Origin of the sequence: Halioglobus japonicus, assembly GCF_001983995.1 — a bacterium.
In the GTDB taxonomy this organism is placed as follows: Bacteria; Pseudomonadota; Gammaproteobacteria; order Pseudomonadales; family Halieaceae; genus Halioglobus; species Halioglobus japonicus.
In genome coordinates this window covers 229516-252538 of sequence record NZ_CP019450.1, presented here as the reverse complement: position 1 = coordinate 252538, position 23023 = coordinate 229516, and the positions used below count along the sequence as shown (strand labels likewise).

Here is a 23023-nt window from a genome sequence, read left to right as displayed (position 1 = left end):
ATAATGAAAACAGTATTCATTCATATTGGCAACTTCAAAACTGGAAGTTCTGCCATTCAAGAGTATTGTCTCGAGCATCGCGGCGCCCTTTTGTCTGCCGGGTTTGATTACATACTCTCGGGGCGACCCAGTAATCGGAAAAGTCCTAACCATGGTAAAATCCCACTCAGCTTTCTATCTGATCTTGGAGAGCACACTCCAGAATGGTATGTCGATTCCGAGCGCTTTGAATCTGTTGTGCAACGCGTAAGAGCTGAGATAGAAAACAGTTCGGCTGCGAACATCATATTGTCCTCTGAAGAATTTTACTTCCTCGGCACCCGAAGTCACGTTGTGAAAGAACGAGCAAAAGAATCCTTTCAAGCGTTGTTTCATGGAATGACAGTTAAGACAATCTTGTTCGTCAGAGAGCCATATGACTTTATTTGCTCTTGGTACAATCAGGCGAATAAAAGTCAGAGTTTGCGTCCCAATCGACGTTTCACGGATTTTTTTTTCATTACCAATGATAAATTGATGCTTCCGCGAGAGACTTCTGATTTTTGGCGTGATTGTTTTGGGTACGACAGTGCCATTATCCTTCCGTATCGAAATGAGCCGCAAGAACATCTGAATATGTTCAAGTGTGCTCTAGGGATGGAGTGTCAGGACCTCAATGCTTCATCACCCTCCCGGGTTAATGTAAGTGGCAATCTTAGAGCGCTAGAGATAAATCGGCTCAACAAAATCAGACTCGTTTGGCCAAGAGAAACTCGCCGAACCTATTTATGCAGCCAGATCTTAACGAGTCGCGAGAATATGGAAAAGCTGCATCGTAAGGTAGATCAGATCAATGAAAGGTATGAGTCTTTCTGTCGAGAGGAGGGGCTCCCAGCTGCCAAGTCGCGATTTACGATGAACGATCTGATTGTTCACGAGGAGCTTGTTAACAGAAACGATGCCATTCTTGATCAGCGATTCTTTCCGTTTCTCGGGCAGGTTTTGAAACTGTTGTCTGTGAAAAGCTATCGGAAGCTTAAAAGAGCATTGTGGTAATGCAAGACCCAAGACGGGAAAATGAATCAGCTTATCGCCGGTTTTTACGGCGAATCTACTACACCAAGCCTGGCCAGTTGCTTTGGCGCGCAATCAGCTCGATAATTTCGCATCCTCGCAGCAGAGTCTTTATCGATAAGGCCCTGTCTTCAGAGTTCGCGCGTGGAAAGCTGCCGCACGGTCAATGTTTGGTGCCCACTATCGAAGCATCCTCTGACCTTGACCGAAGGGCGATTCTCCTGGTTCTACCGTTCCATGGGTCTGATGCGTCGAGCATTTATGTCGACAGTATTTGTAGGCAGTTTGTTGCCCAAGGTTACAAGATCGATACGGTAATCTATGGGCACAATAGCTGGCAGCCTCGGTCCAAGCTATGGGACAACGCCTATTATCTGCGATCCGGCGTAGATGTCACCAAGTTAAGTGAGTCGCTTACGCCGACGAATATTAACAATTTAGATGCTCTATGCGGTTTTGACCTTATCCAGTTTATAGCCTCCCTAGTGCACTTAAAGCGATATGAGCATTGCATAGTTAGTTATGTGTATTTGAGTCGTGTTTTCGAGTATCTGAAACCTGAAACCAGTAAGATATTGGTCAGTCACGATGTTTTTTCCGACAGAAACCAGCGCATTTTCGACAGTATTGGTGACAATACCGCATTTTTCTATTCACTCGATCGGAATCAAGAAAAGAAAGGTTTGGAGCGTGCTGATCTGACTATTGCCATCACCAACGAAGAAGAAACATTCTTTAGGAGTGAATTGGGAATAACTGATACGATCACCTTACCCTATATCCCGGCAGAATCGATTTCCATAAACGAGCTCAAACCTAGAGCGGGCTCACCCCTTATTCTCGGATATTTGGCCTCATCCCATAGACCAAACGTCAACGCAATACGCAATTTCATCGCGCAGATTAGGAAGCGCTGTAGTTATAGGCTCATAGTGGCTGGTAGCGTCTGCGGTGATTTGGCCGGTGATCGCTTGCCTCCGGAGGTAACGTTGCTTGGTTTTGTAGACAATGTTGATCAACTGTATGAACAATGTCACATTGTTATTAATCCGGATACTTTGGTCTCTGGTCTTAAAGTCAAGAATGTGGAGGCACTTGCGCACGACAAACCCCTACTGACTACCAGGGCTGCGAGTGCAGGCCTGGATGCGACTTCCATATTTCATTTGTCTCAGGACAGTAAAGCATTGGTTGCACTTGTCGAGAAAATTGCCGAGTGCCCGGAGATGCTTGTTGAGGCACACCGGGATAGCCGAGACCTTTACAAGGCTTACATCAAAAAATTCGAAGGTGTCGATCTCGTTTCGACGATTTCAGGTGTGGTTAATAGAGATGCTCCCGCTTCAACCTGAGGATGCTATCCGAGGTTACATTTTACAGTCTTACGAGGCTTCGCGAATAATCGCTAGTAGCGGCTTCGACATGACAGCTTCATTTACGGCTTCGCGAAGTGCATCAGACGGCTGAATACGCAGGTGTGGGGGCCAGTCGTCAACCAACTGGATACTCCCAAAAGAAGACTCAGTCGGGCGAATCCCGGTGACCTGTTGGAAAACATTTTCAAGATAACCTGCTGATTGCTTCCTGGCAATTGAGAAAGTGGTTACGGGTGCGCCGCGTTCTATTATGGCGTCGAAGCCATCCTGGCTCTTTGCGTACTCTTGTTAAATATAATTGGCAAAGTTCTCTGCCTTTTCTTTTGTGCTGTCGCCCACTAACCCTCCGCACCAAGGCATGGACAAAATAGATTGTGCCACCTCAAGAGGGTCCCTAAGACATTGTACTACACTGATTTCACACCCTGCGAAGTCGTCAATGAGTTCTGGCAGATATTGTTCGATGCCTGGAGTTTTGTTACCTACGATTTGGCACTCTTCGACTTTATTCCGACTACCTGAGTCCCACAGCGCTAAATGAATTCTACGTCGCCCTTCTAGCAACATGTGATCATTAAGACCTCTCCAAGACTCCCGTTCGTGAGCAAATCCTTGGTTATAGTCGCGCCAGAATGTCCAGAACGACGGATGACGGTAAGCATGTCACTCATCCGTAATGTGAACTGCACTGTGCTGATTCAATAGTGACGCCGCAAATGTTGTAGAGCTCCGTGGCATTCCGCCGATAAATACGAAACGCCCAAAGTTCGACATTACTAACAATCCTTCAGGGCTACAAGTGTCCAGATACCTATGTACATCTTGTATTCGCGGTCGATTCTGTAATGAAGACTTGAAAGGTATTCTTTGCAACTTGCTGCTGTTGCATCGGTCACTTCCACGACGATGACGGGGCTGTCTCGTTGAATCAACTTCTTCGCGCTCTTAAGCACATCTAACTCCATTCCCTCAACATCGACTTTGATTAGACCGACAATATCTCTTATGGGAATTCTATCGATACTTATGCTCGGAGATCCTTGCCCTTCTCGCGGTGAGTATGCGACGCCTCCAAGATTGCCCTCTGGATTATGTGAAATCTCATACTCAAGATCGAGATGGCTGACAACCCGTCCCAGGTACGCGAGGTTAATATTCGTCAGCCGGTTGAGTCTGCAATTCTCGATCAATGTTTGGTATGCAGCCGGGTTTGGCTCGAATGGGATCACCTCCTTCGCTCCATAATATTTTGCGTAGAATACTGTGTGGTTGCCCACGTTTGCACCAATATCGAGTATAAGCGTATCTTTGGGGACGAAATCTTGAGTATATTTGAGCAGAGATTCTTCGTAGAACCTTCCTGATCCGTGATAGCCCCCTGAATGGCGTCTTCCGAATCGCAAACCATAAAAATTGAGCCATCACCCTCGAAATTCACTACTGAGCAATAAGGTGTGCGTCCTACAGGAATTGCATTGAATGGCCGGACCGTTCCAATGTTGAACTCTCTATCTCCAGCGCATGCGACCAATCCGAGCCCTTCCTCCGCGATTTTCTCAACTTGCAGTGTAAGAAGAAAGCCAGACTTGGAAGCGCCGGGCTCATCAGGGAATCGAGTTGCCATAAAGTCAGTTTCTAAATTTATTTCCGCACTCGAGACAATGCCTTTTTCAGCATCGACTAGTGATATTCTCTGAATAATATCCTTTCTAAAGACGGCATAGCCTTTTATAGAAATTATTCCGGCTTCTGACGCAAGGTAGTTTCGCTCGTCTACGAACAAAGACAGGAACTCTGCTGGCTTTACGATATCGACTAGCAGGCCTTGTTCAGGTTTAGCAATCATTGGATAAGGTTTGACCATTTTGACTCGTAAGACTCCTTCGAAATTTGAACCTTGAGCTTCCTCGAAGTCTCTAATCGCTGCTCATAAACCTCGGGGTCCGATAAAAGCGCTACAATATCTGCTGCCATGTAATCAGATTCTGCAACAGACTTGCCTCTGACATTCCATAGGCCATCAAGATCGAAGCCTCGCATAGCGAACTCAGTAGCGGCAAAACACAGCTCTTTAGATATTACTGTATGCGTCTTGATCGGTATGCCCGCGCCATCAATATCTGGAAGTATATTGATCAGCGCAAAGTCATAGATATTGGCTAGGCTATGCAGATAGCCGACTCTATGTATTCTTTTGTTTAACTCCGAAGAAATATTCAATTTAGATCCGATCGACCCTACCACTAGTAGAGAGGTATTTTCAGTCTGACGGAAGACCTCTTCAATAAACCAATTTAGTGAGTTTACATTTGCCGGATGTCCGTCTCCTATAAAAATGAGGTCGTATTGCTCCTTCAAATCAACGGATAAAGCAGTCTTATCATGTGATTCACTTTCAATGAGGCGATGGAGTGTTTCGTAGCTGGTATCTTCTGAACTTTCGTTGATATAGGGCGAAATAAAGACTGATTCGGTCGATACCAGTTTCTTGAAAAAGCAATGCTCCGCATGGTTAAGGTTTACCAGAACGTCAAACCTCTCCAGAAGTTGAAGTTCAGATATCAATGACTGCTGATAGCTGACTTGGTTACCTAGTTCGATCTTCTCTTGTCTCGCTTGGACATCATGTGTCTCGATAATACGCCTATTTGGGGTGAACAGCTTTTCCATCATGAGCGTATTATAAATATGGTTTGTGATCTCAATCTCAACTGGATTCTGCTTAAAAAACCTCGCGAGCGGTTTGTCGATCTTACCCCAAGCCCGCTTGATCGTTCGCTGCTTCAAACTACTTTCACGCCGACGCTGTAAAAGATAGCTTAAAAGGTCGGATAGGTTCGGTGATTTTGGAATTACACGAGCGATTGAGGCACCTACATACTTTCTGTTGCTCCTAAGAATCTCCGCCTTCCAGCGGGATAACTTACTGTCATCAAAGACAGGGAGACCACTATTGATAAATAATTCAATAACAAAGTAGTCGTTATCCAGAGTAGACTGAAGCTGGGCTTCAAAGATGGAAGTACTTCCACATCTATGCCAGGACGGTTTACTTTGTACTGCTATAGGCTTGTTCTTGAAGTGAGTCCAACCATCTGCGCACTCAAGGTGCTCGAAAACTGTTCTATTCGAATTTTCATTATAAAAATCTGAGCAATCGTAAGATGAATTTACTATTTGAGCTGTTGCTTTTGCGGCAGTCTCTACATTCTCAAAGGTGCCAATGGGATCCTTAATGTGAACTGCATCTGCGATCCTCTTCCAGCATAAGCATGGGGTACCAACAAGCGCCGCCTCGTTCAGGATTCCTGAAATTCGATTAATATACTCTTCGCCATAAGGAATGAATATGACATCGGCATCAGCAATAAGCGTTATATATTCTACGTAGCTCGGCAAAGTTTCGTAATACGTCACAAAGGAATACTCCGCGAGCTTCGGGCCTAACTCAAGGAGAACGCTTTTGTGAACCATCAAACAAAGCTCTGGAATTCCCAGAGAATCTAGGTAGTGCGCATAATCGAGGACGGACGAAAAATTCTTGTCGCCGCGATATGCTCCAGGAACAAAAACCAACTTCGTTCCTGGCTGTGCTCCTTTCTTTCGGTCGACATTAGCTAATATGGCTTTATCATTGACATCGGCAACGACTTCCGTCCTTGCTCCATACTCTATGTCAGCAACACGTTGTAAGTTGCTGCTTGTGACCAGTATTTTGCTTTTAATAAAGGGTAGATTCTCCTGCACTCGCTGATAAAACTTTCGCAGTGGAAACTGGTTGTAATGTGAATAATAGGTTCTGGCATCATCATGGACCACGAACAATGCATGAGCTTCGTACGGCTTTTTCTCGGTCAGAACAAGCAATTCCATCATAGAGTCGAACTGAGGCCACAGCATAGTTTGAAAAACTACGAGGTCGTGTTCAGTCAGACTGAGTGGCTCAAGAATTTTGTGAAGGCTAGAAGCGAAATCGTCATCGAATTTGGTGTGTCTGCGGAATAAGCTGCCCAGAAACTCTGATAGCGAAATCGTGAGCTTCGATAGCATCAAGCAGGCTCGAAGAACAAACATCGCAGCTTTCGACAGCCCCGACTTTTGATTAAATTCATCCACGTTTGCTTGGTATATGTACTCAGCTCGGCGAAGGATTCTATGTTTTAATGAGATTCGCCCCAATTTGGTCGTATCGTATATGTCTTCAACCACGGCTGGTAACAGTTTTACTCCCGCTCCTGCGTCAGATAGATTCTTGGTGCCCGCCGAGAGAAAGATTTCAGATTTCGGATAGTTCGCTGCCAGAGTCCTCACATAGCGATAGCTGTGCCCAAACGTGTCTTTAAGATTTGGGTCTATGATAACTATTCGTTTGTACATCGTTGAAAAATTACTCCTAGGATATTTCGCCGCGATTCCATTTTCTTTGCGACGGTCGTCACCGCGCGCTCTAAATGGTTAATTTTTTTTGAACGTGGATTTCAGGGGGCGCAATTTGTTTCTGATTTTACGCACTATTCTTCGTAGATGAGTTTGATTCTTGTATCCACAATTTATTGCGAAAATGCAGGCTTTGGATTGATGCCAGTGCATACTATTATAAATTTCTAGAAAAACGGGATTAAACTGTCTTATAAATTTGCGATCGATACTGTGAACGTGACCCGGAATTAGGTTTGAGCTAGGTTCTTCAAAGGGGCACGCGATGATGACGAACTCTTTGGCAATATCACACAGCCTATCTATAAATGCGGCAGGATTAGAAACATGCTCGATAGTATGGCTACAGATAACAATTTCTCTAGAGTTAGCGGGTAAATCAAAAATATCCCCCACTGTGTAACTGATCTCAGGGGAAAAGGCATTAACGTATGGCTCAAACTTTTCTTCAATGTCGATTGCTTCAACTTGCATTCTCACTGCACTGAAGGACTCTGGATGATGAATTTTTTGAAGCAGTGCGCTGCCTGCGCCTGTGCGTGAACCCACGTCTAATACGCGCTTTATGCCTCCATCAATTTCAGGGTAAAGCCGACGCAGGTGAAACGCGATATCGGAGTAGAAAGAAAGGGTTTGCGGGTCGCACTTGGTCAGGGTGAAATGCACGTCGTCCAATGTCAGATCTCGAAGTCGGTCCTGTGCTTTCTCTTTGTGGTAAAACGCCTGTTCAAAGTTCATTGAATCGTATTCGAATTGCGTTCCGCTAGCTTCTCTCTCTGTCAGCATGCTTTGATAGGCCTCATCTACTGGTTTAAAGATCTCTTCATTAGCTTCGCGAAAATTTTGCACAATTTGCTGATTGTCACGATAGATTTGGTAGTAGCGTTGAACGATTTCCAATGTGCTCATTGGATTACCTTGTATTACATAGTCATGTTCACTTCGTATGGAGCACGCTTGCAGGCTATCTCTTACTTCATTTTGAAGTGGGAAAATATCGAATCCGAGTAATTCGTGGGGTACGGAGGGGATAGGTGTGTGTTCAAGGCCAAGTTTACTTAAGAGTTGTTTTACAACTTCATAAAGGATCTTGTTGCTTGGATGATTGAAAGTGAAAAAAAGGCGATCATGAAAGCAGTTCTCTGCGATGTAATGCTTCAGCCTTACACTTAAATTCTGCTCGTTCTCTCGCCGTTCGAGTTCCTCTAGAGATAGCTCAATATTTCTTCTCACTGTCTCTCTGTGTAGCTGAAAGTCCCCTAGCAGTCTTGCTGTTTCATACTCGGGAAGGCCCATTAAGTAGCAGTAAATTATTCTTTTATCGTGATAGTCGCATAGACCATTATTTAAATGACTTCCATCGGGTTTTCGGACGTAGGTGAGTTCCGGGCTATACCCGGAAAAGTAAATCGACGGAAAGCTAATGATTTGGGTCGCCACGGTAGTTCTAGTCCAGTAGTCGCTAGTCTTCCATGATGGTAACCAGGTATGAGCAATATGCGGCTGATACAGCAATATATCAGCGTCAGCGAGCGCTGAGTTCACGGCGGTTTCGTCACAATCCTCCCATAGGAAAGTTGGCTTTCTAAAAATGACTTCAAATCGGGGGGTATAGATTCCATCAACTAGGATTGCTAGTGCTTCGGCTTGACAGTTAGCGAATATGGCAATCTTCATTGGTTAAGAAACGAGCTTTTAAGATCAAACTGTATGCGGTCTGCTTGTCGCTGAAATTCGTCCCAATTGTTTACTTTTTCCGAGTAAGACTTTGACCGATCTTGCTTTTGCAGAAGATTTTCTAACTCTCCTTCACGACTCTCAACTTCGATCCCCACACTGCTCAAACTGGAATGGAAATCGCGGACAAGGTCTTCTGGAGACAAAGAGGAAATCTTAGAATACGGGTAGTAGATATAATCCTGTCCGCTGGACTGCAATATTTCGAGAGCATGGGAATACCATCTCCGCCTTTCCTGCAGCCACTTTTCAAATCTGCCGAAGTCGATCATGACGCGGATTTCCGAGGTGTCTTCGTGTCCCCATTTCTGGATATGGCCCGCTTTTAGCTCGCTTATATAAACGTCGATTACGTTGCGGTCAACTATAACTTTCTGAACCTTCTGGTTTTTAAGGATTTGCCTACGTACCTGTTTCGCATTTAGGTGATTCGGGAAAATTTTGAAAAGCGAAGTTTCTTCGAGCCCGGATAGGTATGTGACCATGCCGCTACAGTTTTTTCTGACCAGAGAAGCACGATCGATGTCGGACATTTTTTGTACTCGCTCTATTGAAATATTGCACCCCGAAGCAATGTCCTCTGGCGTGAGCCCAAACGGCACGTGTGGGTGAAAAATTTCCCACATCTGCTTTAGCTGCAGTCCTTTTCCAACGAGGTCGCAAAAGTAGTTGGTGCCTGTGCGTTCAGTCGCGATAATCGCTATTAGTTTTGATGGGTGTTGCATCATATTTTCTCTAGCGGTGAACCTTGGTCTATCCTTCGTAGTAGGGGATTGGTGAAGCGAGGTGGCCAGGCTCTTGAGTTCCATTTCATTAAAATCACTAAGTGGGCCAACATGTTGTGGCCTTGTTTAACTTTGGCATCAAGTCCCCAAAAAATTGTAGCATATACAAGACTCGCTATGTTGCTGACATGTGTGAGCATTAAGGTGAGCCTGTGAGGCGCTCTTTATCCTGTCTCACATCGAGTGGTCTTCAGTTCTTTGCTGCTGTTCTTCGTTGCCTATTGTTTAATCCCGAAAATCTGAAGAATTCTTCTGATGAGAGGAGAATCGTGTTTGCGGAAGAGGTGCAAATCTCAGCCATAAGTTCGCGGATGACCGAAGCTGCAGTTTTGCCGCGGCTTTACCACTCGGGCGTGTGCTCACCAAACTCGTCTAGGGTGCTAAGCGAAAGGACTCCATAGCTGATAGGCTTGCTCCGTGGCCTTGCCGAGGCAGGGTAGTTAATGCCTCGTTGGTAGAGTTTGTCTCGATTTTCACTGAGGGATGTTTGCAGGGCTGTCGAGCCTGTATTGAAGTCACCGATATGGAGTGTCAACCGCTTCTTCATGGTTTCCTCCCAAAAAATCGGAACTTTTTTCTGATTGTACATTTCAGCGTCGCTCGCAACGAATCTTCCGCGTGCAGTTGCGGATCGCGACTCTGATATTTCTCACTTAAATTGGCCAATTCTTGACTCAATGCTGGGTCACTTTCGAACAACGCTGCAGCGGCTAGTCCAATGAGCTCGAGTTCACTATCTGGGATCTCTTTCATTTCTCTTACTCCCTGTAGCATACCCGTGATGGCGGCATTTGCGGACTCTTCATTCGATTTTTCATTAGCGATTGTAGGATGGGGATCGAAGTCTGAGCTAAAAGGAGCGCCTTTTGATCTGATCGTGAAACGTGAATTCAATTGCTTATTGCTATTGATGAAATTGGCATAAAAAAACGCTTGCGTGGTCTCGACTCGGTAGCATTTTTGTGATTTAGGAAAGTGATTCGCCAATTGGTCCCAGCTGCCTTCGGAAAAACTAGATAAGCTAAGCAGCCTGCCAACTTTGGTGCGGATCTTTCCTGCGGATTCATTCTTAGTTTTAGACTTGCCTGGCCATGGACGCCCTGTGGTGTGGAGAAATTTTCGACCACATCATTGTTGGTGAGAGTTCTTTTCGAACACCCGCATTGAGATATTGTCGCCACCAAATGCGTCAGCCTAATGTCCGAGCCTTTGGTTGTAGTTGAGATACTTTTCAAATGTGGGCGGTACACAAGCAAGGCTTGGTTCCCTAGTCCATAAAAGCACGATGCTACAAACCCGGAGTAACTTGCAGCTTGTTGATACTGCGATATCGCTTGTTGATCCTGTCGCCGTATATAGGAAATGACCTTGATCTAGCTGAAATATTTATCCAGCTGGTCTTATAGTTTGAATATGCATTTTCTGTCGAATATCCAGGGAAAAGTCTCAGCCGAAATGACCACGTCGCCATCCAATCTGGCAAACCTTTTGGCAAAACCCGGGCGCACTCATCCCTCGATTCTGCTAATGGGATTTAGCAGGAATCTTATCCATGTAATGGCGGCTCCGGTGGTGCGCTCCGTTCCGTCCGGGTCTTGGCAGAATAAGCTGATCCCAGCTTTGGACAATTGATCGCTGGATTCATACAGGCAGTTTTGTATTGATGAGGAGCCCGTCTCGTGGGAGCCAATGCGCAGCTATAGCGTTCTGCTATTGCTCAAGCTTTCAGGTCTCTACACTGGGCCACTCCTGGCACTTGAAGTATCAGTAGCAGTACGGGCAATATCGCGTATATCAGCGCTCTATTTACCTGAGTGTAGTCATTGGCGAATTCATACCTCCCGGTGAAGTAGTAGACGAAAAAAATAAACCCAAGCGTGACGGAGGTCGCTCTAAGTTCAATGCTGTATAGCATCACCGCCGGTTGTTTGAAAATCGAGATCAGCAGTGCTGGCGCTAGAAAATACCATATTATGTTCCAGTTAATCATAAATAGCATAGTATTTGTCATTGCGATGCTAACGTCGTGAAATTGGAGCGGGAAGCTACCAATAAATGGCAGCGCTATGATGTTTGAGCTGATTGAAATATCGCCTATGCCTTGCAGATTCAGGTGGATTCCGAAAATGAAGGCATACGTAATTGTCAGCGTGAGCATTACGAAGAACCCGATCATAACTGTGCGGCTGACGGGAAAAAATGTAGTGGCGAGTATTGCGACAATAAAGCCTCCCATGATTATTCCTGGAGTCTTGAGTAGGGCGCAGAACAGCGCCATCAGAACTGCAAGTATCGTATAGGGCCACGATCTCGAGGCATTCCATTCCATAATTGTGAGAATTCCCATTCCATAGGCCACCCCCACCCATAAGTCAGCATATCCTGCCAGCGCCGAATGCACGTTGACGAAGGGCATGCTGAGCAGCAGATAGCCGGCAACGACTGCAATCAATGTGCTATGCCCCAGTAATTTGAGGTGACCATAGAGCGCCAGCCCCATCGCCAGCGCAATCATGCCCCAGGGCAAATATATTAGTGTGCTGTCATTGGTGCCCAGAGCCAGCATTCCCCACAGTTGCACCAGTGGTACGCCGATGGGATACCTCCAGGCATTCTTGGCACCTTCAATATGGACCAGTTCACTAGCGGGGGCGTTGAGCCAAACCTGCTGCGCAGCGAAGGGCACCATGGATTTGTGCTCAAACCACACGATGGCTTTTGGCGCCCAGTTCATCCAGGCATCCCAGGGGAACAGCGGCCGGAGAATGATTTCCTGGAAAATGGTGAAATAGCGATAAGCTATGAGTGCAAGTAGCACAGCAATAATCGCCTTTTTCCAGGCTGGCATGGTGGGTGAGGGGGCAGCAGCGGCTGGCTGCCCGGGTTGCAGCTTGATCAGCGCGGCGCCAAGCAAAGTGACACCAGCTAGCAAGCCAGCTATTCCTCCAAACTGTAGCTGCAGGCCGGCAGCGTCCCACATCCTGATGCACAGCGTCATGATGAACAGGCCGAGCACATAGCCATGCCCGGCGACAATGGCCCAGTTCCAGCGCTCATTGCGTGACACCAGCCAGTATGTCCATACCGCGCCGGCCAGCCAGGGAAGTAGCAGGGCTACCGTCGCCGTCATGATCCCTCACCTCTGTAGCGGTATAGTTGAGCGAATTCACCCTCATCCACAAGCTCGACCGGGATGGATTTATTTTTGGGCCACCGCAGTTCACTGTGGTCGGCGTTAAATCTGAGCCCCTTTACTTCATCCAGTACCAATAGATAGTCGCCATCCTGTAGTTTGTCTGGCGTGGGGTACCAGCCGAAATTGAACACATTGTGCGGCAGCAGGTAGTACTGCATGCGCAGACGGCGGTAGTCGCGTATTGGTCCTTTGTTTAGCAGGAAAATTCTTACGCCCGGCGTCGGCAGCACATTCTCTTTCAAATGCAGGCCATAACTGTACAACTCGTGCTCACGGTCAGCCAGGTGCTTCTCGTGCTGAGTTTTACCTGCAAACAGGTAGCGCGTTTCATCCAGTTGCGTGTTGAGGTTCTTTTGCCACAGCAGATCGAGTGCCAGCCACGGAATCAGTACCGCAGCCGCGCAGGCCACAGGGCTGTGGCGGTGGCGTGCGAAGCCCAGCAGCACCAAAAGCAGAACAGCGGTGCCCGCCCATGCGGCCATGGCTGCTGTGACAGACTGGGTTTGGCGTGGTGGTGTGCCTTTCAGGTGGTGGGCTGATTTTTGGGTCCATACCCGGAAGGCGGTCCACTCACCCCAGATGGCGCGCAGTAAATGTGAGGCGGACGTCGGTTGTAAGGTCAGTTCGCTGACCAGTGGGCCCTGGTTGCGAAGATCGCCATACACATCAATACCGATTTCGGTAATGGTGCCGCGCCACTCTTCATGCTTGGCCAGCAGCTTGAGCTGTGGTTTGTCGTTCGTCCAGTAAATGGGCAGGTAGAAAACCTCTTCGGGCGCCCTTGCGGTGCGCCAGATAAAGTACATGTGCGCACCGGGGTGACGGTCGGCGATCGTGCTTTCCAGGAAGGGGTAGTCCGCCGCCTGCAGCCGGGTCCGGCGGCTGAAGATGGCACGCTCGTCGACGCCGCTGGCAAGCTCGGTAATGCGCAGCGATTTGTCTTTTGGAAGGGCTTTGCCCATGCGCGGTGCCAGGTCGGTACCCACAAAGGACCAGGGGCGAATATTGTCTCGGGTCGCCTCCTGATCAAAGCGATCGAGTAGTGGCGACAGGCAGATATAAGTGGCGATGACGATCAGCGCACTCAGGGCGAGTGCCAACAACGCCCAGCCAAACTCTACCGCAAATGCGCGGTTGCTGATTGTCTGCGCACTAGCGGGAGTGGAAATGGCGGGAGTGTGTGTGGAGGTCATCGCCAGCGGTCTACGGTGCTGATACCCATTGGTCGGCTTGCTTGGCAGCCTCCTGGCGAATATCGCTCCACGCGTTCAACGCCTGAGCGAACGAGCTGCAGTAGCCCTTGAAGCGGGGTAGCAGTTGCTCCGGGGCAATCGCCAGGTCCTTGAAGTCCCCCAGCGCGGCGGGCTGCTGCATCTGTGTCGCAACGCTATTGGCGCTGCGTTGTAGCCAGTCCTGCCAGGAGGGTTCGCGAATGGTGCCATCCTGAAGATGCCGCGACAGACGGCTTAATTCCGCTCCCTGGTTCTCAGCCACCTCTTTCCGATAGATCGTGGTCAGGCTGCGATCATCTGCCTCGCCCAGTTCAGCGGCCATGGTTGCCAATGATGCGAGGCGGGTCTGGGCGGATACACCGGGTTCATAGCGGGTGCGGTCAGTAATGTACTTGTTCACGCTGGCTTTGCCTTTGCCGGTAATTGGCGCTGGCTCAGGGTTACCCGGGCGCGGCTCAAGGGGGAGGTGGGGAACGGCCCATGCGTAGTCGAGCACGGCAGCGTGAGGATGCAGGTATTCCGTCATCGCGCCAAACAGATAGTCTTCGCCGCGGTGCGCGGGGAAGTAGGGCGGCAGCAACTGGCTGTTGTCCAGGCCGGTCATCTGCGAAATCACGGAGAGCTTGGTGAACAGTGGCTGCGGTTGCCCCAGCCAGTAGTGGCGCGAGGCGAGGGCGCCGGCGATCCCACCGTTGAATTGCTGTAGCCGCTTGGTGGAAGCCGGATCGAGCGTGAGCAGCCATTCAGTACCCGGTGTGCCAGGGTCGCCCATGGTGCCGCTTTGGGTAACGAGCACGGGAGATTCTGCTGACCACAGGCTGACATAGGCGGCATTGGCGCCTTCAAGGTCGGCTGGGGTGATGGCTTTGCCGTTTAGCTTGGTAATCGCCTGACCCATGGTCAGGCCCAGGCACTGGGCGTGGCCGCTCAGTGGGTCAAAGTCTGCTCTCTGGGTGCGCCCCAGCATTTCCTGCTGATCGGTGTAGATGTCCACTTCGCGCGGTGTGTGGCCGAAGTGTAGGCCCGGGCGAGTGTGTGGGGCATTGATTGCCGCGCAGATGATGTCGTCGTCCATTACGATTGCGCGGCGGTCCATGGAGAGCAACAGGCAAAGGTTGCGCGCCAGCCCGTAAGTTTTGTCCGCTGCCCATTGTTCGCGATCTACCAAGAACCGGATGGCGGCCTCATGCTGCGGCAGTGCCGCGATCAGTCCATTCATCAGGGCCTTTGCTTCTGCAGCGCCGATATACTGAATTTCCTTCGGACAGGTGATGTTGAAGTCTTCCATGGCCTCGCGATTCAGGCGTGCGTTTTCCGGGTCGCGGGAATCGTCGATCAGGAACAGGGCCTCGTGGCGGGTCAGATTGCCGGCGTGGAGCATGGATTCCAGCAGGCGTTTCACCGCAGCTGGCCGATCACAGGTAATGATAAAGGCACGGGTCGCCGGCAGATCCACGGCGGGTGGCACAGGCGCATTCAGCCGCTCGCACACGCTTTCGGCGCTGACCAGCAGACCGGCACTCTGGAGCATGCCGAACACGTTCATCACGTCCGCCTGCTGGCCCTTGAGTTCGGGAATAGCATTGGTGAGTACACGGGCATGGTGATCCAGCGTACGGAACTCCCGGCACATTTGCATGGCCTGGGCTACGGTAGGCGCTACCATTAACTGGCCATCACCGTGCCGGTCGATGAGCATTACAGCCCCGTTTTGCATATCGACGACTTCACATTCGGCGAATGCGTAGAGGCCGGAAGGGGCGGAAGTTTGCTCAGACATTGGGGGACTCTTGGGTTAGCGAAAACAAAGCGTAATTTTAGGGTTGTGCGAGAGGGGTGTAAACCGGCGGGGTGTTTACTGACTGCTGGCTGATGCCATGGCGATCGCGGCATCGAGAGCGGCAGCCAGGCTGCCCGCGTCGGCCTTGCCACTACCGGCCAGATCCAAGGCCGTGCCGTGATCAACCGAGGTCCGGATGATGGGTAGTCCCAGGGTGATATTGACCGCTTCGCCAAAGCCCGCATATTTGAGGGTGGGTAAGCCCTGGTCGTGGTACATGGCGTACACCGCATCGCATTGGTCCAGCACTTTGGGGTTAAACGCGGTATCGGCCGGCAGGGGCCCCTGCAAGTGGATTCCCCGCGCGCGCAATGTCTCCAGGGCGGGGATAATCGTGTCGATTTCTTCGTGGCCCATATGGCCACCTTCGCCGGCGTGGGGGTTGAGCCCGAGCACGGCAATACGGGGTTCGCTGATGCCGAATTTATCCCGTAAATCGGTGTGGAGGATGGTCAGCGTCTCTTCAAGCAGCGCCGGCGTAATCGCATCGGGTACGTCCCGCAGTGGCAGGTGGGTGGTGGCCAGGGCCACACGCAACTCGCGGGTGGCCAGCATCATGACGACGCGGGGGGTGTCAGTGAGTCCGGCCAGCAGCTCGGTGTGGCCGGAGAAGGCCACGCCGGCGTCGTTAATGACCGACTTCTGCACGGGCGCGGTGACCATGGCGGCATAGGTACCTGCGGTGCAGCCCGCAATGCCGTGCTCAAGCGTCTTCAATACATAGTGGGCGTTTGCGGGGTCCAGTTGCCCCGCATGCACAGTGTTTGCCACGTTGATGGGGGCGACCAATAATCGCCCGGGCGCAGCTGGCTCGGCCGTGGCGCCGGGGTCAAAGGGTTGAATCTGGATGTCCAGGCCCAGCTGTGAGGCCCTGGCCTGCAGTAGATCCGGGTCGCCGATGGCGACCAGCTCAGCGTCCCAGGCCCGCTGGGCAACAGCCAGGGTAATATCCGGGCCAATTCCCGCAGGTTCACCCGTGGTAATGGCGATTCTGGGCGTCAAACGGGCTATGCCTCGGTGTCGTAACGGCGGTCAGCGCCGTTACTTGATGTCGACAAACGCCTCATCGCGAATCTGGCGCAGCCAGGCATCCAGTTCTTCCTGGTATTTGCGGTTGTGCAGGTAGTTTTTGGCGCGATTACGGATGGCCATGCTGGTCATATCTTCGTCGCGGCGATCTTCCACCTCGATAATATGCCAGCCGAACTGGCTGCGCACCGGGCTGGAGATGTCACCGATTGCGGTGATGTTCATCTCGTTCTCAAACTCGGGCACCATCTGGCCGGGGCTGGTCCAGCCCAGCTCGCCGCCCTCCTGGGCGGAGCCGATGTCTTCGGAGTATTCACGGGCGAGGTCGGCAAAGTCTTCACCCCCTTCAGCGCGGCCCTTGAGTTCGGTTGCCAGCTGTCTGGCCTCGTCGTCGGTCATGATTTCGGAGGGCTTGACCAGAATGTGTCGGGCCTTGGTCTGGGCGACCATCATCTGCTCGGTGCCGCGGCTGTCGGCCATGTTGATCAGGTGAAAGCCGCTGTCAGAGCGAATCGGATCTGAGGTTTCGCCTTTTTTGAGTGTGGGGGCGACATCGGCAAACAGCGAGGGCAGATCTTCTGCCGGGCGCCAGCCGAGATTGCCGCCGCTGAAGTTGTAGGTGCCGGGTGCGCTGACCGCCTGATCAAAGGGCGTACCACTGCGAATGTCGGCGAGCACCTTGTTCACGTAGGCCTCGGCACGCACCACTTCGTCAGCCGGGGCATCTGGCGATATTGCTACCAGGGCGTGCAGTACCTGGTACTCAGGCTGCGTCAGCTTCTGTCCTTCTTCGGTTTCCAGGAAGTTGTCTACTTCCTGATCGGTGATCTCAATGCGTTGGTTCACATTACCCTGCTGCACCCGGGAGATGATCATCTCCTTTCTGATCTGATCGCGCAGGGCCGCATAGGACTGGCCATCTGCTTCCAGAACACCGAGGAACTGCTCGAGGCTCAGGCCGTTCTGGGCCGCGATGCGCTGCACCGCCTGGTTGAGCTGGGCGTCGGAGATGCGCACACCCACGCGAGCGCCTTTTTGAACCTGAATACTCTCCAGGATAAGGCGATCGAGGGTTTCGCGTACCAGCTCGTCTTCCGGGGGCATTTCGCCGCCGCGGGATGCCATGCTGGTCTTGATGTCACCAATGCGTTCGCGCAGTTCGCTGGCCATGATGACGTCGTCATCGACGATGGCCACCACCTGGTCGAGCATCTGGGTTTCGGCTTGCAGGGCACTTGCGCCCAGTGTCAGGGCGGCGAGGCTGGCGCCCAGCAGGGTGTTCTTAATATTCACTGTCGTTAAAACCTCGAATCATATCTTTCATGATGCTATTTGCCCGGCTGCCAAAGCCGCCCATGCCCTTGAGTACGATCTGGAATTGGGTGGAATGTTCCCGCGTGAGCGTCGGGTCGTCGAAATCGGTCGTTCTCTGGCCGGAGTCGGTATCGTAGTAGCGCAGGTGCAGCAGGCGCACCATCCAGCAGCAGCTATCATATTCCACTCCGAACATATCTTCCACGCTGGTGTGGGCTTCCACCGAATAGTTAATTCCTGCAAATACCCGCCAGTTACGGCCTGCCGGCAGGTAGAAAGAGAAGTGGGCCTGCTCGGTGGGTGTGGTGTTGGACGTGGTCGTCAGCGGGCGACGATAGGAGTAGCCGACGTTGTACAGGCTGCCATCGCCCGGGTCGTAGGTTGTCTGGAAGCTGCCGGAATTCATCGAATCGGTATAGGGGTCGTACACCAGGCTGGTGCGCAGGCTCAGGCGCTCGTTGGGGTAGAACGTCAGTTCGCCCGCCACCTCGGAGCCGCCGGTCTTCAGGGGTTCGTCGCGAGGGTCTAGTCGCACCTCGCGATCGCGGAAATAGAAAATCTGGCCAATACTGGCGCTGAATTCCTCGCGGCCATCGGTGTCGTCAATAAAGCGGGTGGTCAGGCCCAGCGACAGCTGGTTGGCGTCGTCGATCCGGTCGCGGCCTGAAAAGCGCGTGCCCCGGAACAGCTGGTTGTAGCTGAAGGTGAGCTCGGCGCTGTCGAAGTCGGGCTGGTCCGTCTGGTCGTCATACTCGCTGTACAGGTAGTAAACCCGCGGCTCCAGAGTCTGTAGCAGGCCCCGGCCGGCGATGTTGGTGCTGCGATCGAAGAACAGGCCGCCGTCGATGGTTGCGGTGGCAGCGCCCGAGGTGGGGTTATTTTCCTCGAAGTCCGGGTGTTCATTGAGGTCGTAGTGCAGATAGCGGTATTTGGCGCTGGAGTTCAGGAAGCCGTATTGCCATTGCATGGGATATGACGCGCCGGCCTCGGTGTAGAGTCGGTTACCGGTTACGCGCTCATCATCGGTGTCAAAGCTGGAGTACTGTGCCAGCAGAATCGGGTCAATTTTGAAGGGCTCGCCGGAAGGCCTGTAGCGGCCGGTGATCTGTGGCAGCTTCTTGTAGTCGTTGTTAATGTCGTCCGCCAGGCTCTGGAACTGCTGCACTTCCAGGTTGGCCATCCATTTGTCACCCAGGTAGTCGAGCGAGCCCAACTGGAGCAGGGCGGTGCGGCGCTTGGCGTCGAGGCTGGAGGTTTCCAGGTCCTTCATATAGTCGACGTCACTGGCGCGGCTGTAGTCCACGCGTGAGCGCCAGCGCTGGTTGAACAGGCCGTTGTGTTTCACCACGCCGAGCCAGCGGTCGTGGTTGCGCTCCTCTGGCTGTTCATCTTCATAGCGCTTGTCGTCGTTCATCCACGCGCCACCCACGGTCCAGCTGCCGACAACCGGGCTGAGGTAGCGGGCCTTGGCCTCGTGGTTGACGCCGCGCTCCTGGATATAGCGCGGGGAATAGAGCAGGTCGTAATCGGGGGCGAGGTTAAAGTACACCGGTACCGAGACGTCCAAGCCACCCTTGGTGTCGCTGCCAATGTCGGGCCACAGCAGGCCGGTGCGGCGTCGGTCATCGATCGGGAACTGCACCCAGGGGCTGTAAAACACGGGCACACCCGCGACGTCGATGCGGGCACCACGGGCGACGCCCAGACCCTCCTCGGTATCCAGTTCCAACTCGTCGGCGCGAATCAGCCAGTCTTCCTCGCCGGGAGGACAGAAAGACAGCTGTCCACCGTGAATATGCAAAATGCCCTCGCTGTCCCGGTCGACCTCCTGGGCCATGCCCTGCAGGCGCTGTTGGTGTAGCACGTATTCGCTGTAGCGGAGTTTGGCCTCACCTGTATCGGAATCGAACCAGGCACTCTGGCCGCGCAGCAGCAGGCCGGGTTCGCGCAGCTCGATATTGCCTTGTAATTGCGCTTCGTTCTCGGTCCGGTCGAGCGTGGCGCTGTCGGCGCTCAGGTGGCGATAGCCCTGGCGGACCTCAACCCGGTCCGAGAGGGTAATGGTATTGCCCTGAATGGCGGTGCTGCCGGCAGAGGCATGAATGTCTGAAAGTTCCGGTGATTCGCTGCGATCGAGGTGCCCCAGTGGGTCTATATAGCTGCCGTCACAACGCAGGCATTGCTCGTCGATCTGTTCAGCGGGCACCTGGCGCCGGTGCACCCAGTCAAGCCGCGCGGGGCTCGCCTGCGGGTCGAGTCGACATTCGCTTAGCACGCCCTCGGCATTGGCTTCGCAGACCCAGCCGCTGTTATCCTGTGCGCTGGAGTTTGCACTCAGTCCGAGTGTTACGAGCAGCACAGCCAGGCTGATAGGGCTTTTGGGTGTCGGGGGCCCAGTGGGGCTGTCGATCATAGTTACTTGTTCTGGATCGGGCGTTAAGTGAATGGCGAATTCTAAAGCATCCCCTGCCGATTGTCCGGCAAAATTGTGAGTGTGGAGACTCCCCGACTATGCGGCCAACGCCGACCGATCTGCAACCCTGGGCCCTGAGTGAGTTAACGCGTCGAGGCGAGGGTCCAGCGCCTTCGACCGAGGTGGCATTCGCGCCTCTGACCGGCGACGCCAGTGCGCGCCGCTACTATCGCCTCGAGTGCGGCCAGGCCGGCTATATTGTTGTCGATGCACCGCCTGCTACCGAGAAAAATCGCGAGTTCCTGGGCGTGCAGCAACTGTTGGCCGCGGGCAATGTGCGTGTGCCGGCGGTGCTGGCATCTGATCTCGAGTGCGGGTACTGGCTGCTGGAAGATCTGGGCGATCGGCAGTTGCTGGCGGAGCTCAATGAGGACTCGGTGGCGTCTCGGTATGGCCAGGCTTTCCAGATGTTGCACCAGTTCGGACGCCTGTTGCCGGATGATCCGACCTGGGCCAAATATGACCATGCGCTGTTCAGCGAAGAGCTGAGCCGGTTTCCCGAGTGGTTTGTCGGACAAATGCTCGGTCTGGCCTCACCGCCGCCGAGCTGGCAACACCTGGAAGCGATACTGATTGAAAGTGCCCTGGAGCAGCCCCGGGTGTTGGTGCATCGCGATTTTCACAGCCGCAATCTGATGATCCTGCCCTCCGAGGCGCTGGCGCTTATCGACTTCCAGGATGCCGTCGTCGGCCCCGCCTGTTATGACCTGGTGTCCTTGCTGCGCGATTGCTATGTGCGTTGGCCCGCGGACAAAGTCGAGGCCTGGGCCCTCGAGTATCTTGCCCAGGCCCAGCAGGCGGGCGAGCTTGTTGGCGTGTCGCCGCCGCAGTTTCTGCGCTGGTTTGATCTCATGGGGCTGCAGCGACACATCAAGGTGTTGGGCACATTCGCGCGCCTGTATTTGCGCGACGGCAAGACCGCTTACCTAGATGACCTGCCACTGGTGGTCAGCTATGTGCGCGAAATGCTGGCGCGTTATGGCGAGACGCCGGGTCCGATAAGCGAGGCGGCAGCCTGGTTTGAATCGGATGTCATGGCCGCCGTTCGCCAGCAGCCCTGGGGCAGTGCACTGTGAAGGCCATGATCCTGGCCGCCGGCTTCGGCGAGCGCATGCGCCCCTTGACTGAGCACACGCCCAAGCCGCTGTTGCGGGTGGCGAATACGCCGCTGATGGAACATCACCTGCGCCGCCTCGCAGCGCTGGGGGTGGTTGATATCGTGATCAATGTGGCGCACCTGGGCGAGCAGATCGAACACTACTTCGGTGATGGCCGTGCCTTTGGTGTAAACATAACGTACTCGCGTGAGTTGCAGCCGCTGGAGACCGCCGGGGTATTCAGCAGGCCCTGCCGCTGTTGGCAGGCGCGCCGTTTATGGTCATCAATGGCGATGTCTGGACCGATTACCCCTTTGAGCGCCTGCGCGAATACACCCTGGCACCCTGGGAGCAGACGCATCTGGTTATGGTCGATAACCCCGAACATCATCCCCTCGGTGATTTTTGCCTGGATGAGGCGGGGCGGGTCAGCAAGCGAGTGGGCAGTCGCCCCGGTCATACCTATGCCGGCGTGGCCCTCTTTACCCCGGCCTTCTTCGCTGGCCTGGCCCTGGCCGCCTGGCCCTGCGGCCGCTGCTGGATGCGGCGATAGCCGCCGGTGCCCTGGGCGGAGAGTACTACCCCGGTGAATGGGTTGATGTGGGTACCCCCGAGCGTCTGGCGGAACTCGATACGCTGGTCACAGCGAGGGTGCGTTCGGCGCAGGAACAGGTAGAATAGCGCCACTATTTGAAGGAGCCCTCCCATGGCTGATTACCTGATCGCCCCCTCTATTCTCTCCGCCGATTTTGCCCGGCTCGGAGAGGAGGTCGACAATGTCCTCGCCGCCGGTGCCGACGTGGTGCACTTTGATGTGATGGACAATCACTATGTGCCGAATCTCACGATCGGCCCGATGGTTTGCAAGGCCCTGCGCAACCACGGTGTGACGGCGCCCATCGATGTGCATTTGATGGTGCAGCCGGTCGATCGCCTCATTGGCGATTTCGCCGAGGCGGGCGCAACCTACATCACCTTTCACCCGGACGCCTCCACCCACGTGGATCGCTCCCTGCAGATGATTCGCGACGCAGGCTGTAAATCGGGCCTGGTATTCAACCCCGCCATGGGCCTGGATGCGCTTAAGTACGTGATGGACAAGGTCGACATGATTCTCCTTATGTCGGTCAACCCCGGCTTTGGTGGTCAGTCGTTCATCCCGGGTACCCTCGACAAGTTGCGCGAGGCGCGGGCGCTGATTGACGCCTCTGGCCACGACATTCGCCTCGAGATTGACGGCGGTGTGTCGGCCAAGAATATTCGCGAGATCGCCGCTGCAGGCGCGGACACCTTTGTGGCGGGTTCCGCCATCTTTAACCAGCCCGATTACGCTGCAGTGATTGCTGAAATGCGGGCCGAGTTGGCTAAAGTCTAAGTACGGTGAAGCCGCACCGGCAGGGGGCGGCCGCTGCTAATCTCCCCGGTTGCGATCACTAAGCGGCCATGTACAATAG

At 52.9% G+C, this 23023-nt stretch carries 17 protein-coding genes and 1 pseudogene; 6 read left to right on the top strand and 12 right to left on the bottom strand.

Going from position 1 to position 23023, the window contains the following annotated elements; genetic code table 11:
* The first annotated feature begins 3 nt into the window (after positions 1–3).
* Both BST95_RS01220 and BST95_RS01215 read left to right on the top strand, forming a co-directional pair.
* A complete protein-coding gene (locus BST95_RS01220) occupies positions 4–1035 on the top strand; it encodes a hypothetical protein (protein ID WP_084197817.1) in 1032 nt (343 codons plus the stop codon).
* Positions 1035–2405, top strand: coding sequence for a glycosyltransferase family 4 protein (locus BST95_RS01215; RefSeq protein WP_084197816.1), 1371 nt, complete (start codon positions 1035–1037; stop codon positions 2403–2405). The genes BST95_RS01220 and BST95_RS01215 overlap by 1 nt, the downstream gene beginning before the upstream one ends.
* 800 nt (positions 2406–3205) lie before the next feature.
* Here the strand turns inward: BST95_RS01215 and BST95_RS01210 are convergent.
* The 12 genes from BST95_RS01210 to BST95_RS01155 all read right to left on the bottom strand — a co-directional run bounded on the left by BST95_RS01210 (position 3206) and on the right by BST95_RS01155 (position 20412).
* Positions 3206–3706: an FkbM family methyltransferase gene (locus BST95_RS01210; protein ID WP_169843814.1), complete on the bottom strand. Its 501-nt coding sequence runs from the start codon at positions 3704–3706 to the stop codon at positions 3206–3208.
* Positions 3655–4293 (bottom strand): hypothetical protein, encoded by a 639-nt coding sequence (locus tag BST95_RS19905; RefSeq protein ID WP_169843813.1) that lies wholly within the window; start codon positions 4291–4293, stop codon positions 3655–3657. Before BST95_RS19905 ends, BST95_RS01210 begins: the two co-directional genes overlap by 52 nt.
* Positions 4272–6806: a glycosyltransferase gene (locus tag BST95_RS01205; RefSeq protein ID WP_084197814.1), complete on the bottom strand. Its 2535-nt coding sequence runs from the start codon at positions 6804–6806 to the stop codon at positions 4272–4274. The genes BST95_RS19905 and BST95_RS01205 overlap by 22 nt, the downstream gene beginning before the upstream one ends.
* A gap of 78 nt (positions 6807–6884) precedes the next feature.
* The gene (locus BST95_RS01200; protein ID WP_084197813.1) at positions 6885–8543 is read right to left on the bottom strand and encodes a WcbI family polysaccharide biosynthesis putative acetyltransferase; all 1659 of its coding nucleotides are present in this window, start codon (positions 8541–8543) and stop codon (positions 6885–6887) included.
* Positions 8540–9412, bottom strand: coding sequence for a hypothetical protein (locus BST95_RS01195; protein ID WP_146004240.1), 873 nt, complete (start codon positions 9410–9412; stop codon positions 8540–8542). The genes BST95_RS01200 and BST95_RS01195 overlap by 4 nt, the downstream gene beginning before the upstream one ends.
* A 519-nt stretch (positions 9413–9931) precedes the next feature.
* Complete coding sequence (locus tag BST95_RS19510; RefSeq protein ID WP_146004239.1) at positions 9932–10282, bottom strand: hypothetical protein; 351 nt, start codon at positions 10280–10282, stop codon at positions 9932–9934.
* 823 nt (positions 10283–11105) lie between these two features.
* The gene (locus tag BST95_RS01180; RefSeq protein WP_157114435.1) at positions 11106–12455 is read right to left on the bottom strand and encodes a hypothetical protein; all 1350 of its coding nucleotides are present in this window, start codon (positions 12453–12455) and stop codon (positions 11106–11108) included.
* A 59-nt stretch (positions 12456–12514) separates the two neighbouring features.
* The gene (locus BST95_RS01175; protein ID WP_084197808.1) at positions 12515–13777 is read right to left on the bottom strand and encodes a hypothetical protein; all 1263 of its coding nucleotides are present in this window, start codon (positions 13775–13777) and stop codon (positions 12515–12517) included.
* 10 nt (positions 13778–13787) lie between these two features.
* Entirely contained in the window at positions 13788–15596 is a 1809-nt protein-coding gene (locus tag BST95_RS01170; protein WP_084197807.1) for a hypothetical protein, read from the bottom strand.
* 75 nt (positions 15597–15671) lie between these two features.
* On the bottom strand, positions 15672–16658 hold the full coding sequence (gene pdxA / locus BST95_RS01165) for a 4-hydroxythreonine-4-phosphate dehydrogenase PdxA (protein WP_084197806.1): 987 nt from the start codon (positions 16656–16658) through the stop codon (positions 15672–15674).
* Positions 16659–16697: 39 nt separating this feature from the next.
* Complete coding sequence (locus BST95_RS01160) at positions 16698–17978, bottom strand: peptidylprolyl isomerase (protein WP_084197805.1); 1281 nt, start codon at positions 17976–17978, stop codon at positions 16698–16700.
* A complete protein-coding gene (locus BST95_RS01155) occupies positions 17968–20412 on the bottom strand; it encodes an LPS-assembly protein LptD (RefSeq protein ID WP_084197804.1) in 2445 nt (814 codons plus the stop codon). Before BST95_RS01155 ends, BST95_RS01160 begins: the two co-directional genes overlap by 11 nt.
* 98 nt (positions 20413–20510) lie before the next feature.
* Here BST95_RS01155 and BST95_RS01150 point away from each other — a divergent pair, with 98 nt between their 5' ends.
* The 4 genes and pseudogenes from BST95_RS01150 (at position 20511) to rpe (ending at position 22944) form a co-directional block, all read left to right on the top strand.
* Positions 20511–21548, top strand: a complete 1038-nt coding sequence (locus BST95_RS01150) for an aminoglycoside phosphotransferase family protein (RefSeq protein ID WP_084197803.1) — start codon at positions 20511–20513, stop codon at positions 21546–21548.
* Between the two features lie 5 nt (positions 21549–21553).
* A pseudogene (locus tag BST95_RS21220) lies at positions 21554–21745 on the top strand (nucleotidyltransferase family protein); the annotation flags it as partial.
* Positions 21746–21846: 101 nt separating this feature from the next.
* A complete protein-coding gene (locus BST95_RS21215) occupies positions 21847–22122 on the top strand; it encodes a nucleotidyltransferase family protein (protein WP_420866366.1) in 276 nt (91 codons plus the stop codon).
* A 153-nt stretch (positions 22123–22275) separates the two neighbouring features.
* Positions 22276–22944: a ribulose-phosphate 3-epimerase gene (gene rpe / locus BST95_RS01140; RefSeq protein WP_084197802.1), complete on the top strand. Its 669-nt coding sequence runs from the start codon at positions 22276–22278 to the stop codon at positions 22942–22944.
* Positions 22945–23023 lie beyond the last annotated feature (79 nt).

Bases quoted from the DNA above. Each gene is read 5' to 3' on its own strand.
- BST95_RS01220 (WP_084197817.1), top strand. From the start codon at position 4: ATGAAAACAGTATTCATTCATATTGGCAACTTCAAAACTGGAAGTTCT.
- BST95_RS01215 (WP_084197816.1), top strand. From the start codon at position 1,035: ATGCAAGACCCAAGACGGGAAAATGAATCAGCTTATCGCCGGTTTTTA.
- BST95_RS19905 (WP_169843813.1), bottom strand. From the start codon at position 4,293: ATGGTCAAACCTTATCCAATGATTGCTAAACCTGAACAAGGCCTGCTA.
- BST95_RS01205 (WP_084197814.1), bottom strand. From the start codon at position 6,806: ATGTACAAACGAATAGTTATCATAGACCCAAATCTTAAAGACACGTTT.
- BST95_RS01200 (WP_084197813.1), bottom strand. From the start codon at position 8,543: ATGAAGATTGCCATATTCGCTAACTGTCAAGCCGAAGCACTAGCAATC.
- BST95_RS01195 (WP_146004240.1), bottom strand. From the start codon at position 9,412: ATGGAACTCAAGAGCCTGGCCACCTCGCTTCACCAATCCCCTACTACG.
- BST95_RS01175 (WP_084197808.1), bottom strand. From the start codon at position 13,777: ATGACCTCCACACACACTCCCGCCATTTCCACTCCCGCTAGTGCGCAG.
- BST95_RS01170 (WP_084197807.1), bottom strand. From the start codon at position 15,596: ATGTCTGAGCAAACTTCCGCCCCTTCCGGCCTCTACGCATTCGCCGAA.
- BST95_RS01155 (WP_084197804.1), bottom strand. From the start codon at position 20,412: ATGATCGACAGCCCCACTGGGCCCCCGACACCCAAAAGCCCTATCAGC.
- BST95_RS01150 (WP_084197803.1), top strand. From the start codon at position 20,511: ATGCGGCCAACGCCGACCGATCTGCAACCCTGGGCCCTGAGTGAGTTA.
- BST95_RS21215 (WP_420866366.1), top strand. From the start codon at position 21,847: ATGGTCATCAATGGCGATGTCTGGACCGATTACCCCTTTGAGCGCCTG.
- rpe (WP_084197802.1), top strand. From the start codon at position 22,276: ATGGCTGATTACCTGATCGCCCCCTCTATTCTCTCCGCCGATTTTGCC.